This is a genomic window from Roseicitreum antarcticum (assembly GCF_014681765.1).
GTDB lineage: Bacteria > Pseudomonadota > Alphaproteobacteria > Rhodobacterales > Rhodobacteraceae > Roseicitreum > Roseicitreum antarcticum.
On sequence record NZ_CP061502.1, the window covers coordinates 219,416 to 233,779 of the forward strand.

Annotated in this window: 13 protein-coding genes; 4 read left to right on the forward strand and 9 right to left on the reverse strand. The window is 62.1% G+C overall.

The window, feature by feature from the left end; genetic code table 11:
* Positions 1-65: 65 nt before the first annotated feature.
* The 4 genes from H9529_RS19575 to H9529_RS19590 all read right to left on the reverse strand — a co-directional run bounded on the left by H9529_RS19575 (position 66) and on the right by H9529_RS19590 (position 4,306).
* Positions 66-1,199: an ABC transporter ATP-binding protein gene (locus tag H9529_RS19575; RefSeq protein ID WP_092888751.1), complete on the reverse strand. Its 1,134-nt coding sequence runs from the start codon at positions 1,197-1,199 to the stop codon at positions 66-68.
* A 2-nt stretch (positions 1,200-1,201) separates the two neighbouring features.
* Positions 1,202-2,023 carry a carbohydrate ABC transporter permease gene (locus tag H9529_RS19580; RefSeq protein WP_092888748.1) on the reverse strand — a complete coding sequence of 274 codons (822 nt, stop codon included), beginning with the start codon at positions 2,021-2,023 and terminating at the stop codon, positions 1,202-1,204.
* A gap of 5 nt (positions 2,024-2,028) precedes the next feature.
* On the reverse strand, positions 2,029-2,925 hold the full coding sequence (locus tag H9529_RS19585) for a carbohydrate ABC transporter permease (RefSeq protein WP_092888745.1): 897 nt from the start codon (positions 2,923-2,925) through the stop codon (positions 2,029-2,031).
* A 61-nt stretch (positions 2,926-2,986) separates the two neighbouring features.
* Positions 2,987-4,306, reverse strand: a complete 1,320-nt coding sequence (locus H9529_RS19590; protein ID WP_092888742.1) for an ABC transporter substrate-binding protein — start codon at positions 4,304-4,306, stop codon at positions 2,987-2,989.
* 167 nt (positions 4,307-4,473) lie between these two features.
* Between H9529_RS19590 and H9529_RS19595 the strand changes: the two genes are divergently transcribed.
* Positions 4,474-5,334 (forward strand): IclR family transcriptional regulator domain-containing protein, encoded by an 861-nt coding sequence (locus tag H9529_RS19595; RefSeq protein ID WP_092888739.1) that lies wholly within the window; start codon positions 4,474-4,476, stop codon positions 5,332-5,334.
* Between the two features lie 12 nt (positions 5,335-5,346).
* Here the strand turns inward: H9529_RS19595 and H9529_RS19600 are convergent, their stop codons facing one another.
* The 4 genes from H9529_RS19600 to H9529_RS19615 are packed head-to-tail and all read right to left on the reverse strand — an operon-like array spanning position 5,347 to position 10,073.
* Positions 5,347-6,477, reverse strand: coding sequence for an NAD(P)/FAD-dependent oxidoreductase (locus H9529_RS19600; protein WP_176847057.1), 1,131 nt, complete (start codon positions 6,475-6,477; stop codon positions 5,347-5,349).
* Positions 6,464-8,155 (reverse strand): 2Fe-2S iron-sulfur cluster-binding protein, encoded by a 1,692-nt coding sequence (locus H9529_RS19605; RefSeq protein ID WP_176847055.1) that lies wholly within the window; start codon positions 8,153-8,155, stop codon positions 6,464-6,466. The genes H9529_RS19600 and H9529_RS19605 overlap by 14 nt, the downstream gene beginning before the upstream one ends.
* Positions 8,156-8,187: 32 nt before the next feature.
* Positions 8,188-9,198, reverse strand: a complete 1,011-nt coding sequence (locus tag H9529_RS19610; protein WP_092888730.1) for a 3-hydroxyacyl-CoA dehydrogenase NAD-binding domain-containing protein — start codon at positions 9,196-9,198, stop codon at positions 8,188-8,190.
* Positions 9,199-9,233: 35 nt separating this feature from the next.
* The gene (locus H9529_RS19615) at positions 9,234-10,073 is read right to left on the reverse strand and encodes a sugar phosphate isomerase/epimerase family protein (protein ID WP_092888727.1); all 840 of its coding nucleotides are present in this window, start codon (positions 10,071-10,073) and stop codon (positions 9,234-9,236) included.
* A 101-nt stretch (positions 10,074-10,174) separates the two neighbouring features.
* Between H9529_RS19615 and H9529_RS19620 the strand changes: the two genes are divergently transcribed.
* Together H9529_RS19620 and H9529_RS19625 are read left to right on the forward strand one after the other, a co-directional pair.
* A complete protein-coding gene (locus tag H9529_RS19620; protein ID WP_092888724.1) occupies positions 10,175-11,281 on the forward strand; it encodes an NADH:flavin oxidoreductase/NADH oxidase in 1,107 nt (368 codons plus the stop codon).
* Complete coding sequence (locus tag H9529_RS19625; RefSeq protein ID WP_092888720.1) at positions 11,281-12,045, forward strand: SDR family NAD(P)-dependent oxidoreductase; 765 nt, start codon at positions 11,281-11,283, stop codon at positions 12,043-12,045. Before H9529_RS19620 ends, H9529_RS19625 begins: the two co-directional genes overlap by 1 nt.
* A 104-nt stretch (positions 12,046-12,149) precedes the next feature.
* On the opposite strand, the gene H9529_RS19630 is transcribed toward H9529_RS19625, so the two are convergent.
* Entirely contained in the window at positions 12,150-13,085 is a 936-nt protein-coding gene (locus tag H9529_RS19630; RefSeq protein WP_092888717.1) for a dihydrodipicolinate synthase family protein, read from the reverse strand.
* A gap of 50 nt (positions 13,086-13,135) precedes the next feature.
* Between H9529_RS19630 and H9529_RS19635 the strand changes: the two genes are divergently transcribed.
* Positions 13,136-14,272, forward strand: coding sequence for an NAD(P)/FAD-dependent oxidoreductase (locus H9529_RS19635; protein WP_092888714.1), 1,137 nt, complete (start codon positions 13,136-13,138; stop codon positions 14,270-14,272).
* Positions 14,273-14,364 lie beyond the last annotated feature (92 nt).

Consider the following 14,364-nt stretch of genomic DNA (forward strand, 5'->3'; position numbering starts at 1 on the left):
GGGGGGCGCTTTGGCCGCGCGCGGCGCGGGGCCGGTTGGATCCCGGCGGGTGGTGTTGGTGCGCCTTAGAGTGGCGCGCCGACCAAGTGGGGGGTGGTCGGAGTTTCTGCTGGTTCGAATGGCACCGGCACATTCAGCCGCGGCCCGGTTTCGCCCGGACCAAACACATGCAGCGCCGAGGTGTCGATGCTGAACGGGACCCGCGTGCCCATGCGCAGGATCTGGTCGGCGGGTGTGCGCGCTGTCAGCCGGGTCGAGGTGCCCAGCCGCAGGGTCACGATATTCTCATGCCCGGTTTCTTCGACCAGCAGCACCTCGGCGGTGTTGTCGCCGGTGCCGATGGTCAGCCCTTCGGGGCGGATACCCATGCACGCGGGGCCGGGCTGCGCCTGATCGATCAACGGGCCAACGGGCAGATCCAGCGTATCGGTGCGCAGGCGCCAGCCGTCGCCCACGCGGGACAGCTCGCCGTCCACAAGGTTCATCGACGGGGTGCCGATAAAGCCCGCAACAAAGCGGTTGGCCGGTGCGCGATAAACTTGTTGGGGGGGTGCGAATTGTTGCAGATCACCGTTGAGCATGATGGCGATGCGGTCCGACATGGTCATCGCTTCCAACTGATCGTGGGTGACATAGACCATTGTCCGGCCCAGCCGCGCATGGAGTTCGACCAGTTCGGCGCGCATGTAGCCGCGCAGCTTTGCATCGAGGTTGGACAAAGGCTCATCCAGCAAGAATACCTTTGGATCGCGCACCAACGCCCGCCCAAGGGCCACCCGCTGTTGTTGTCCACCAGACAATTGCCCCGGCTTGCGGGCCAGTAGCGGCGTCAGCTGCAACATGTCGGCCACCTTGGCCACCATCTGATCGCGTTCGGCGGTAGGAACGCGGCGCTTTTTCAGCGGATAGGCGATGTTCTTGCCGACCGTCATATGCGGGTACAGCGCGTAGGACTGAAATACCATGGCGATGTCTCGCTTGCCGGGGGGCGTGTCATTGACCACCTTCCCGTCAATCCGGATCTCGCCGCCAGACGGAAATTCCAGACCGGCCAGCATGCGCAGAGTTGTCGTCTTGCCGCAGCCCGATGGGCCCAAAAGAGACACGAACTCCCCTGATTTGATGGTCAGATCCAGATCGCGCACCGCAGTGAACGTCCCGAATGATTTTTGCACATTTGAGAACACGACGTCAGCCATGATTACCCTTTCACGCCGCCGGCACCGAAGCCGCGGGTCAGATAGCTTTGCAGGAAGGCGAAAACGATGATCAGCGGCACGCTCATCATCACCGAGGCGGCCATCAGCAGCGACCATTCGATGTTGAACGACGAGACCAGCATGTTCATCACGCCTGTGGTCAGGGGCCGCGCATTGTCCGAGTTGATCAAGACCAGCGCGAACAGGTATTCGTTCCACGACAAGATGAAGGTGAACAGTGCGGTCGAGATGATGCCCGGCAGCAGTTGCGGCAGAATGATGTCGCGAAACGCCTCCATCCGGCTTGCGCCATCCACCAGCGCAGCGGATTCCAGATCCTCGGGGATGCCCGCCATGAAGGACCGCAGCAGCCACAATGCATAGGGCAGGGCGAACGTGGTGTACGCGATCACCAGGCTGAAAATGCTGTTCGACAGCCCCATATTGACCAGCATCAGATACAACGGGATGATCAGCACGACGGACGGCAGCAGGTAGGTGAACAGCACCAGGAATGCGAGACTTTCGCGCCCGCGATACCGAAACCGCACCAGCGAATATGCCCCGAGCGTGGCAATGCTGACGACAGTCACCGTGGTGGCCACCGACAACACGACCGAGTTGCGGAAGTAGATCAGGAAGTTGGTTTCCCGCAGCAAGCGCAGATAGTGATCGAATGTCACTGTTTCGGGCAGGATGGTTGGTGGGCGGCGGAACAACTCGATTTGCGGTTTGATGGATGTCACAACCATCCAGAACAGCGGAAACGCCACCGCCAGAACGATTGACCATGCAAAGAGGTTGAACAGGATACGACGTGTCATCTGGTTCAGTCCTTGTTGCGGGTTTTCAGCACGTAAACAACCATGAACACCAGCATGATCGCCATCATCACCACGGCATAGGCCGACGCCATGCCCATCTGGTTGAGTGCAAAGGCTTCTTTGTAGACCAGCAGCGGCAGCGTCTGCGTCGAGATCAGCGGCCCGCCCCCGGTCAGCAGGAAAATCAGGTCGAATTCCTTGAAATCCCAGATCGCGCGCAACAGGATGATGACCACCAGAACCTCGCGCAGCTGCGGCAGGGTCACGTCGAAAAACCGCGCTATGGGTCCGGCCCCGTCGATCTTTGCGGCCTCATACAAAGGTTCGGGGATGGTTTGCAGCCGCGCCAGAACGGCAATCACGACAAACGGGAAATACTTCCACGCGCCCACCAGAATGACCGAGATCATCGCATTGGGGGAACTGCCCAGAAAGTCGATCGGCCAGTCAATCAGCCCCATCGACATCATCAGATGGTTCAAGATGCCGTACAGATCGTTGAACAGCCAGCGCCACACCAGCACCGCGACCACGGTCGATACGAAATAGGGGAACAGGATCAGGCTGCGCGCAATGCTGCGGAACCAGATATTCTGATGCAGCACCAGCGCCATCCCCACGCCGCAGATGATCTGCAGGGTCAATGTGCCCACGGTCCAGATCAGGGTGTTGCGCAACGATGTCCAGAATTCGGGGCGTTGCAACAGCCGTTGATAATTCTCCAGCCCGACAAACGACCCCTGCAACGTGGGGGTAAAAATCTGGAACAGCGACAGATAGATCGCCGAGAACAGCGGATAGACGATCACCGCACAGAACACCAGAACGGTGGGCGCGATCAGAAAAACGCCGAGCATCGCATAGCGACGCTCCAGCGGCGTGGCGGTATTGGGGCGTGGCATGGTATTCCTTTAGTCAAAGGCCGGGGGGCCAGCCTGATCCGGAAGCCCCCCGAAGCGGGTATCAACCTGATACGATTTCCGCAATTGCGCGTGAGGTGTCCGACAATGCCTCGTCAACATTGTCCCCGTTCAACACGACGCGCTGGACCAGATCGGCGATTGGCCCGGCATTGATAACCTCGCCTGCGCGGTCATTTGACTGATGCTCGGCGCTTTCATAGCCCAGGTTGAAGCCGCCAGCCGCCGCCTGTGCCATCAATTCGACTTCATCGCTGTAGGTGCGGATGATGTCGTTGTCCTGGTACCGCGCATCGGCGCTGACTGATTGCAGCACGGGCAGTACATGGCCAGGTGCCGCGTGCAGCTGACGGATGTAGCCTTCCGGATCGAACAGGAACGCAGCGAACAGTTTCGCGGCTTCCTTGTTTTGCGATTGTGCCGGGATGAACACGCTGGGAAAGTCGTTGAAGGTCCAGGGGGCGATATCGGTGCTCATCCGGGGATAGGTGGCGCAAGTGATATGTTCGGCGATGGCCGGGTTTTGCAGCACGGCGTTCACCAGAACGCGGCCCGTGTAGATACCCGTGGCTGACGCGCCGGAGATGAATGCGGTAAGTGACTCACCCCAGCTATAGTTGGTCGCGCCGGGGGGGCAGAATTCGCGCATCTCGCGGTAGAATTCCAGCGCGTTGCGGGTGCCCTCGTTGTCGATATCAACTTCCAGATCGGGGGTGAAGACATGCCCGCCCGCACCATGGATAAAGCCCGTGAAAATCAACGAAGTCATGGTGTTGCGCCCGTAAGGCAACGGTGCGCCATACGTGCCACGCGTCTGCATGGCGGAGCAGGCGGCGCTCAATTCGTCCCATGTCTCGGGGATCTTGTCGATATTGGCCTGTTCCATCAGGTCGCGGCGCAGCCACATCATGTTCGCGGCTGAGTTACCGATGCCGGTGCCGCAATACTGTCCGTCTGCGGCGCGGAACACATCATTTGCACCGGGATAGAAATCATCCGCGCCGATTGCAGCGATCACATCGTCAAAGGGTTCGATCAGCCCGTTGGCGTAGTAGCTTTGCACCGCGAATGAGGGAAGGTGCGTGACGATATCCGGAACCTGTCCGGAAGAAAACGCGGCGGCCAATTGTGGCGCATAGCCTTCGTCGGAGGTCATTTCGAAAGTGACACGGATTTCGGGGTGCAGCGCGTGGAAGGCTTCGATCTGATAGGCATAGGCGGCCACTTGCTCGGGCGAGCCTTGTGGCGACCACCAGCGCAGGTTGGTGGTCTGGGCGAAAGCCCCGCGCGGCATGGCGCTGACTGCTGCCCCGGCCATTAGTGCTTGCAGTGTGGCCCGGCGCGTCAGATGTGATCTTGTCATATTTTTCCCCCTGAGTGTTGCAAAGCATATGTGCGTATAGCGAACTTATGTTCGACAGTTAGCCAAGTTTTTCTTGCTCTTTCAAGTGTAAATTGCAATTCCCAGTGTTGAGGCAGCTTGCCACAGCGTTATTTTTTAATGATTTAGGCAAAAAAGAGAGATCGCGCATGTCTGACGACTCGGAGAAGCTCAAAGTCCGTACTGAACGCAATCCTGCGCGCACAGGATTGATGACGGCCTCGGCCGATTCGCCGGATGAGGATGGCGGGCTGAACCCGCGCGATTATGTCAGCTCACTGGTTCGGGGGCTGGATGTGTTGCGAGCGTTCAACCGGACACGCCGCAAGATGAGCCTGACCGAAGTCGCAGCCGAAACCGGCAATACCCGCGCAGGCGCGCGCCGCATCCTGTTGACGTTGGTTCATGAAGGGTATGCCGTGGCCGACGGCAAGCTGTTTGACCTGACGCCGCAAGTGCTGGAACTGGGCTTTTCGGTGCTGTCATCCAAAGGGGCATGGGATATCGCGCGTCCGTTCATCGACCATCTGTCCGATGAAATCCGCGAGTCGGTGTCAGCTGCGGTGCTGGATAAATTCGATGTCGTCTATGTGTCTGGCGCGCAGTATCACCGGGTCATCAGTGTGGGTATCACGGTCGGCGCACGGTTCCCGGCGCATTGCACCGCCACCGGGCGGGTTTTGCTGGCCGCCCAGCCCGAAGAGATGTGGCCCGGGATATTGCAAAACATTCCCCTGACGCCGATGACGCCCCACACTGTCACCGACCGGCACAAATTGCGCGCTATTTTGGAGGAAACCCGCGAAAAGGGTTGGAACCTGGTCGATGAAGAGTTGGAGATCGGGTTGGCCTCGATTGCCGTGCCGCTGCGCAGTTCGCAGGGTGTACTGGTCGGCGCAATCAACGTAGGCGTTCCAACGGTGCGGATGTCGGTGGATGAGATTGTCGAAACTGTCCTGCCACGCCTTTTGGAAACTGCCGCCAATATTTCACAGGCATTGAAGCGCTGAAAATCGCCATAATCAGGCGGCGAACCGTTCCGGGCCACAGCCGTTAAACTGTACGTTTGGTAAGGACCCTGCGCTTAGTGCAGCCGCGGCATGCCCTACCAGCGGCCCCAGCGTATAGCCCGCGTCGCCCGGCACCGCGACGATCACACGCGGGCAATCGGGCAGGCGGCCCAGAATGGTGCGCCCATCGGCGGTGGTATTGATTCCTGCCCAACTACGCAGCACCCGCAGGCCTGCGATTGCCGGAACCAGCCGCCCCGCCAGCGCGACATTGCCCAAGAGCGACTGAGCGACGACCTGCGGCACCTGCGCACCGCGCCCGTGGGCGGGCCAACCGCCCCCAATGACGATCTGCCCGGTCTTCAACTGCTTCAGCGTGATCGAGCGTTCGGCATGCTGGATCAGGTGGCGGATATCGCTGTCGCCGTCTTCGGTGATGTTCATATGCAAGGCTTCGGCCTGCACAGGGACGCTCAGGCCCAGTGGCCCGCACAACGCCCCCGCGCCCCAGCCATTTGCCACGATCACCTGTTCGGCCCGCCACGTGGCCCCATGCGCCGAGCCGGTAGCCAACATACCTGTTCCATCCGGGGTTAACGTGGTCACCGTGTCGGTGTAAAACATCACACCGGCGGCGCGCGCGGCGGCTTTCAGGCGGATGTTGGCGTGCAGCGGGTTCAGCTTTCCCTCATCGCGGCAGAGTTCCGCGCCGAGGATCTGCGGGCCAAGCCACGGTGCCAGACGGTCCAGCGCGGGCCGATCCAGAATTTCGACGTTCAGGCCATGGCGTGCCTCGCGCCCGGCCTTGGTTTCCAAAAAGCGCAACTGCTCGGCGGTCTCGGCCAGCATCAACCCGCCGTCGCGGACCATCTGAAATGGGCCAAACCGCGCCTCTAACAGATCCCAAAGCGTGACCGCCTGTAGATACAGCGGCAGGGAGGCTTCGACATTCGGGGCTTTCTCGGGGAACAGACGGATGAAACGGCTTTGCAATTGCACATGCAGGCTGCCCGCATTTGCATCTGATCCGGCGTTTGTACCGCCATCGACCAGATGCACAACTGCGCCGCTTTCGGCGGCGTGCAGTGCGGCACAGGTGCCGACGATCCCGCCGCCAACGATCAACAGGTCACAGCGTATCATCAAACACGCTTTCTGCGGCCATGATCGCACCGATGCTGACAGGTTTGATCGGTACGCGCGGGGCAAAGAAACTGTTGTCATCGGGCGTGGTGCCAGTGGCCTGCGCCATCAGCCGCACGGCAACCGGGCTGCAATAGCGCCCCTGACAGCGGCCCATACCCGCGCGGGTTGCCCGTTTCATCGTGCCAATATGCGCGGCATCGGCCATGCCTGTCTGTATCTGTGCCAGAGTGATGTTTTCGCACCGGCAGATCACGGTTTCCGGGTCGACCGGCAGGGCGGGCAGGGGGGTATAGAGCTGCCAAAGTGCCTGTTGAAACCGCCGGTGCCGGGCCAGTTCGCGTTCGGCCAGAAACAGGTCGTGGTCGCAGCCGTGACCGCATTCAGCGGCGGCCGCGCGCCCGGCGATCTGGCCTTCGACCATGGCCGCAGGCGCGCCACCCAGCCCCGCGCAATCGCCCACAACGCGCAACCCCGGAACATTCGTGCCCATCCGCGCGTCGCGCAGGGTGCGCAACTGACCAAAGGCAGAGTCATAGTGCATCGCTGCGCCCAACAGCCGCGCGATTTCGTTTTGCGGATCAAACCCGGCATTCATGCACAGCGCGTCTACCGTGATGGTTTTGCCCGATCCGCCTGTTTCATAATGCACCGTCAGCGCGCCATCGGCGTCCTGATCGATGCGCCGCAGGTTGGTGCCAAAGCGCACCGGCACAGCGTGACGGCGCAAACGCGCCATTATCGCCCCGCCTTTGGCGGCCAGGGCGGGGCCACGCAGTGCCATGCGCAGGGCGGCCAGAGGGCGCGTCCATGGGGCTGCCGCGCTTTCACCGACCATGATCACCTTTGCCCCGCCCTGCGCCAGTTCACTGGCAACCTGCAGGTTCAGGGGCCCAGATCCGAACAGTGCCACACGCTTGCCCGCCAGTGCGCGGTAGCTGCGCCAAAGGGTTTGCGCGGCACCTGTGGTCATCACGCCGGGCAGTGTCCAGCCGGGCACCATGACGGGCCGTTCATACGCGCCGGTGGCGACAATCAGTTGCTGTGGGCGGATTACCAAGGCGCTGTCGTTATGCTGTGCGATAATCAGGGGGCCGTCGAATGCGCCCCAGATTTCTGCCTGCGATATGACCTCGACCCCTGCGGCGTGCGCGTCGGTCAGCAGCACCTGCCCCTGCGCCTGTTGGCCATCCATGGGGGAAAGCCCGGCGATGGATTGTTTGAAATACTGGCCCCCGGCGATCTTGCGTTCATCCAGCAGGATCACACTCGCGCCTGCGCGCGCCGCGGCAGTCGCTGCGGATAGGCCACCCGCGCCGCCGCCTATGATCAGGACATCTGGCGTCAGGTGGCGGGCCTGTGCTGCCGGGGTGGTTGTCGTTTCAAGCGGTAAGGTGACGGGCGAAAGGGCGGGTTGCGTGGTGATTTCCATCCCGTCGGTCAACGGTGTCATGCAGGCGCGCTGGCTGGGTTGGCCATTCACCACGACAAGACATTCCTGGCACACTCCCATGCCACAGAACATGCCGCGCGGCGCGCCTGTGGGCGTCAGCCGCAGGGCGCGGATACCGGCCTCGGTCAGCGCCGAAGCAATGCTGACGCCCTCACGGGCGTGTAATGCCCGGCCATCAAAGCTGAAGCCGACAGAAGCGGGCGGGGGCGAAACCGGTGCGGTCATGGAATCCTTCGGGTGCAGATCGGTTGGGGGTGTCATGGGATCGTGGTGGACCTGTCCGCCGGCGCTGCCGAGGTGGGGGATGCAAGGTTGTGTTCAGAGCCGGTCTGACCTGTCTTTTGTGTCAGTTCATCGCGCAGTGCAACAAGCCGCGCCACCGCACCGGCGCGCCAGCGGGCGCGGTCCGGCAGGTCATCCAGCGCAATCACCCTGCGGCGCTGATGATCTACATCGCCCACCAGCGTGTCGGACCATGTGCAATCCACCTCGCCACGGGCTTCGCCCATTGCGCGATAAGCCGGGCCCATACGCGCCGCATGCGCGCGGATCCCGCCAGGGGTGTTCAACTCGGCGGTTTCAAATGGACCGGACAGTGCCCAGCGTGGGCCAAGTCCCAGCCGCATCACGGTGTCGATCCCTTCTGCATCTGCGACACCTTCGGCCACAAGGCGATAGGCTTCGCGCAGGACCGCGCCTTGCAGCCGGTTCAGGATGAAGCCGTCGATTTCATGGCCCAGCGTCACGGCGGTAAAGCCGGTGCGCGCGAACAGGTTGGCGGCACGCGTCACTGTCTGGGCCAGCGTACCCGGCGCCGGGGCCAGTTCGATCAGCCGCAAAACTGACGGCGGGTTGACGGGATGCGCCACCAATGCCCGCGCCTGCTGTGCGGGGTCAGGCAGAATGCGCGATATGGTGATTGCGCTGCTGGCCGTCGCCAGAACCGTTTGTGGCCCCGACAGGTCCAGCAGGCGCGCGAATATCTGTTGTTTGGTGGTCAGGTCTTCGGGGCCAGCCTCCAAAACCAGATCTGCCTGCGCGACTGCCGTGTCGGCCTGATCGACAACCGTCACGCCGCCCGCAGCACCCCGGAGCAACCCTGCGCTTGCAATCGCTTTGCGCTGCACCTCCAGCCCCCGCGCGACATCGGCGCGCCGGTTGGGGTCTGGATCGGCGATGACCACCTGCGCGCCGCAATCGGCAAAGACGGCAGCAAAGGCCACGCCGATTGATCCCGCGCCCAGGATCACAATTCTGGGTTCAGCCATGCTTCTTGGTTCCTCTGTCGCGTTGCCTGACGTGCTCAGCCCCGCTTCTGCCAGCCGTGCTGCGCCAGAATGTCGTGGCTTGCGATGATGTCGCCATCGGGATCGGCACCATCGGCCCGGGCATCGGTGATGATTTCCAGCACGGTCGCACCCTGGTAGCCGATATCCCGCAACGCAGCGAGGCAGGGCGCAGGATCGACGATCCCGGTGCCAAGACGCTCGTGCTTGAAGTCTGTCGGACCCGAGTCGGAGATGTGGACATTTTCCACCAACGGGCCCAGCAACCGGATCGCTTCGGCCGGATCTTCCTTGATGAACGCGCTGTTGCAGATGTCAAAGTTCACGCCGACCTCTGGGCTGATCTCGGCGATAATTTCTTTCATGTCGGCGGCGGTTGGCAAAAAGGCAAACGGTACGTTTTCCAGCAAAATACGTACATTTGTTCCCTTGGCGTGCGCAACCAGCTTTTGCATGCCTTCTATGAACCACGCGCGCATCCATTCGTCAGGCGGGTTGATCAGGCTGTTGACCGGGCCGGGGATCGCCACGACATAGGGACAGTTCCATTCTGCAGCGAGGTCGATCGCCTCGCGGTAGCGGTCCAGCGTGTAGTCACGCATGAGCACATCGACGCCGTTGGGATTATTGTCCAGCAGTGGATAGCAGAATGACGAAAACGCGGCCCCTTCGCTGTCCATCCACGACTTGCACGCGCGCCGCTGTTTGGAGGATAATTCGCGTGGCCAGCAATGGGGCGGGAAGATCATCATCTCGAACAGATCATATCCCAGCGAACGCAGATGCTTCAGCGCGTCCAGTCCCTCGTGGGTATAGAGAAAAGGAAACGTGCTGGCGGCTACGCGGAAGTCGGACATGTGATTATTTCCTCTGAGTTTACTTCGCCCTGTTCCATTAGAGAACAAATGTTAATATAACGCACTAAATACACCAAGCAACCAGATAATGAGGAGACTTCATGTCTGCATCCCTGTTCAGCCCCCTGCGATTGCGCGAGGTGGAATTGTCCAACCGGGTCGTCGTCGCGCCCATGTGCCAGTACATGGCGCAAGACGGCGTGCCCCAAGATTGGCATCTGGTCCATCTGGGCCAGTACGCGCAGTCCAATTTTGGCCTGATCATTGCCGAGGCGACGGGCGTGTCGCCCGAAGGCCGCATTACACCGGGTTGTACGGGTCTCTATAGCGATGCGGCTGAGGCTGCATTTGCCCGGATCATCAGCTTCGCCCGCAGCGTCGGCAACAGTATGATGGGGGTGCAACTGTCGCACGCGGGACGCAAGGCCAGCACGGCAACACCGTGGGACGGGGCAGGTACGCTGGTTGACGGCGCGTGGCAGACGGTTGCGCCTTCAAACGTGCCGTATCTGCCGGGCTGGCCGGAACCTACCGCGCTGGATGCGACGGGCATGGCGCAGATCAAGGCCGATTTTGTTGCAGCGACGCGTCGCGCGGCACGCGCAGGCTTCGATCTGGTCGAACTGCACGCGGCGCATGGCTACCTGCTGCACGAATTCCTGTCACCCATCACCAACCAGCGCACCGATGCCTATGGCGGCAGCCTGGAGAACCGGATGCGTTTCGTGCTGGAGATCTTTGAGGCCGTGCGCGCCGAATTTCCGGCTGAACGCCCGGTGATCCTGCGCCTGTCCGCCACCGACTGGATTGAGGGAGGTTGGCATGTTGCCGACGCCGTCATCCTGTCGCGCGAACTGGCGGCTTTGGGCTGTGACATGATCCATGTGAGTAGCGGCGGATTGGATCAGCGCCAGCAGATCGTGCCGGGCGCGGGTTATCAGGTGGCATTCTCGCAGGCTATTCGCGCCGAGGCCGATATTCCCACGATTGCCGTGGGGCAGATCACGCAGGCCATACAGGCGGAAACCATTTTGCGCACCGGGCAGGCGGATGCGATTGCGCTGGCGCGCGGTGCGCTGTGGAACCCACGCTGGGCGTGGCATGCCGCAGCCGAACTGGGTCAGGAGGTCACCATGCCCGCCCCCTATGCACGGTGTAATCCCGCGCTGCGTGGCAAACCCTTTGTTACCAGAAAGGCGCTGAAATAATGGATCTGACAGGTAAAACAATCGTCGTTACCGGCGCGTCGAAGGGGATCGGTGCGGCCACCGCGCGCGCCATGCTGGATGCGGGCGCGCGGGTTATCGCGCATTACGGCAGTGACCGCGCGGGGGCCGAGGCCGCGCTAGATGGTGCATTCCGCGACCGCGCGACGCTGATTCAGGCCGATTTTTCCGATATGGCGGCGGTCGATGATTTCTGGGCGCAGGTGCGCGCCACAGGCCCGGTGGATGTGCTGGTCAACAACGCGGGCATCATGCGGCAGGCCGGCGGGATTGAGGATGAGGTTGCAGACTGGGACCGGGTCTGGACCGAAGCCGTCGCCATCAACCTGCATGCGCCTGCGCGTCTGCTGCGCCATGCCGTGCGTGGCTGGCTGGATGCCGGGCGGGGTGGGGCGATTATCGGCATCGGCAGTTGGGTGACGACACGGGGCACCTCCAGTCCGGCGGCTATCGCCTATGCGGCATCAAAGGCCGGGATCGTGGCGGCGACCAAGACAGTTGCGCGCAATTATGCGGATCGTGGGATTTTGGCCTATGTGATTTCGCCCGGTGTGGTGCGCACCCGCATGTCCGAGGAAAGCGCCGCCGTGACGGGTGGTGCCGCTGCGGTAACCGCCAGCCTGCCGATGCGCGAATGGGTGCCGCCTGAGGAAATTGCCGATCTTGCCGTCTATCTGGCAAGGGGCCGCGCGCGGCATCTGACGGGCAGCACGATCGACATCAATGGCGCGGCCTATATTCGATGATCGCCGCGGCGCAGACGGATAGGTGTTTGCGAACCGGCGCGTGCCACGAAAACGGGGGCAGGCGCTTGCCCTCCCCCGATTGCGCTGCCAGTTATGCGCGCCGGTCAGCCCCGCGCCTCGATCGCGTCCACCACGTCGTCCAGTTCGCGCATCAATGGGACCATGCGGGCCACGCGGTCGCGCCCTTCCTGCCCCAGGCTTTCAAATGTTGTGATCGGCGCACGCACATCGCCCACCGGATAGCCCGCTGCTGCCGCCAGCGCCTTGGAATAGCACTGATGCCCGTACAGCGGGTGGCCTGCCGTGATGATCGTGTCGAATTTCTGAATGATGCTCTGCACCGCCCAGACATCATCCCAACGCCCTTGCTCGGCCCATTCCACGAACTTGACGGATGCGCGGGGGATGTAGTTGCCATAAGGATTTACATAGCCATTCGCGCCCATCTTGAAGCTTTCCAGCACCTGTTGCCCGGCCCAGACGTTCATCAGGCCGTCGCTTTCAACCAAAATGGCGTGGATGCGTTCGATCCGCTGGCTGGCTTCCTTGATGTAGCGGATCTGCTCAAAGCTCTTGGTCAGGCGGCCGACCAGTTTAGCGCTCATGTCCACGTTAGACGTGAAGGGGTTGTTGTACAGCATGATCGGCAGCGAAACCGCCTCGCAGATGGCTTTGTAGTAGTTGAAAATCTCGTCTTCGGTGGGGGTGTAGTAATAGGGGGGCACGATCATCAGCCCATCTGCGCCCAGATCCAGGGCTTGTTTGGAATAGCGCACCGCGTTGGGGGTGTAGGCGTCCATGGTGCCCACCAGAACTGGAATGCGGCCTGCGATATGCTTGACGGTTGCTTCGACGAAACTGCCGCGTTCTTCATCCGTGATAGTCAGGAATTCGCCGGTGGTGCCCAGGATGATGATGCCGGGAACACCGCTTTCGAGCTGCCAGTCCAGATACCGGCGCCACGCTGCATAGTCGATTTCCGCACCGCCTTCGGTGAAGGGCGTGACGGTCACGGTGTAGCTGCCATTGAACTTCTTCATGATCTTTTCCTTTTGATAAGCGGGCCTGTCCTGACCGGCGAGTGGGTGGAATGAAAACAGATGTCGTTGTGATTGGCGGGGGCCTGACCGGCACCGCCTGTGCGTGGTTCCTTGCCCGCGAGGGTGCGGAGGTCACGTTGCTGGAAGCCTCGGACCTCAACACGCAGGCTTCGGGGACGAATGCGGGGTCGATCCATTTGCAGATCCCGCACCCCGAATTTGTCAATCTGGGTGCTGATTGGGCGCGCGCCTATGCGCCCAGCCTGCGCCTGCTGCGCGCGTCGCTGGACATGTGGCAGGCCCTGCCGGACGAACTGGGTGAGGATCTCGATGTCAAGCTGGCCGGGGGGCTGGTGGTTGCGACCACGGACGCCCAGATGCGCCAGATCGAACAAAAATCCCTGATCGAGCGGTCCGTCGGCGTTGAAACCGACATCCTGGGCCGCGACGATCTGCGCCGCATCGCGCCCTATCTGGCACCGAATGCGATTGGCGCGGGGTATTGCGCGCAGGAAGGCAAGGCAAACCCTTTGCGCGCCACACCCGCCCTTGCGCGTGCCGCGCGGGCGGCGGGTGCGGTGATCCGGACCCATAGCCCCGTCACCGGATTGCAGGCGCGCGATGGCGGCTACACCGTGATGACGCCGGACGGACCGATCCACGCGCGGCGCGTGGTCAATGCCGCTGGCGCGCGCGCCGCCGATATTGCCGCGATGTTGGGCCTGTCTGTGGATTTGCAGGGCTTTGCGCTTCAGGTCACTGTGACACAGGCGATGACACCGTTTATTCCGCATCTGGTCTATTCCGCTGCGGGCAAGTTGTCCGTGAAACAGGCCGGCAACGGCACCTGCCTGATCGGCGGCGGATGGGCCGCGCGGTCGCGCGCTGACGGTAGCCTGTGCGTCAACCCGGCGAACCTGTCGGGCAATCTGGCAACGGCGGCACGCGTCATTCCCGCGCTGGCGGGGGTGCAGACGGTGCGTACCTGGACCGCAGTGGTCAACGGCACTTCCGATTGGCGCCCGATCATTGGGGAAGCCCCTGGTCATCGCGGTTTCTTTCTGGCGCTGTTTCCGTGGATGGGGTTCACGGCAGGGCCGATGACGGCCCGATTGGTTGCAGATATGGTGCTGGGCCGCCCGCCGCGCTTGTCGCTGGAAGGGATTTCAGCGCTTTCTGACGGTTAAAGCGCGCCCGCCGTTTGTGCCGTTGCGGCGGCGGGGTAGCCCTTTGATGTGCGACTGGCGCGCCGGTGCGCAGGATTGGATAGGGGGCGCAT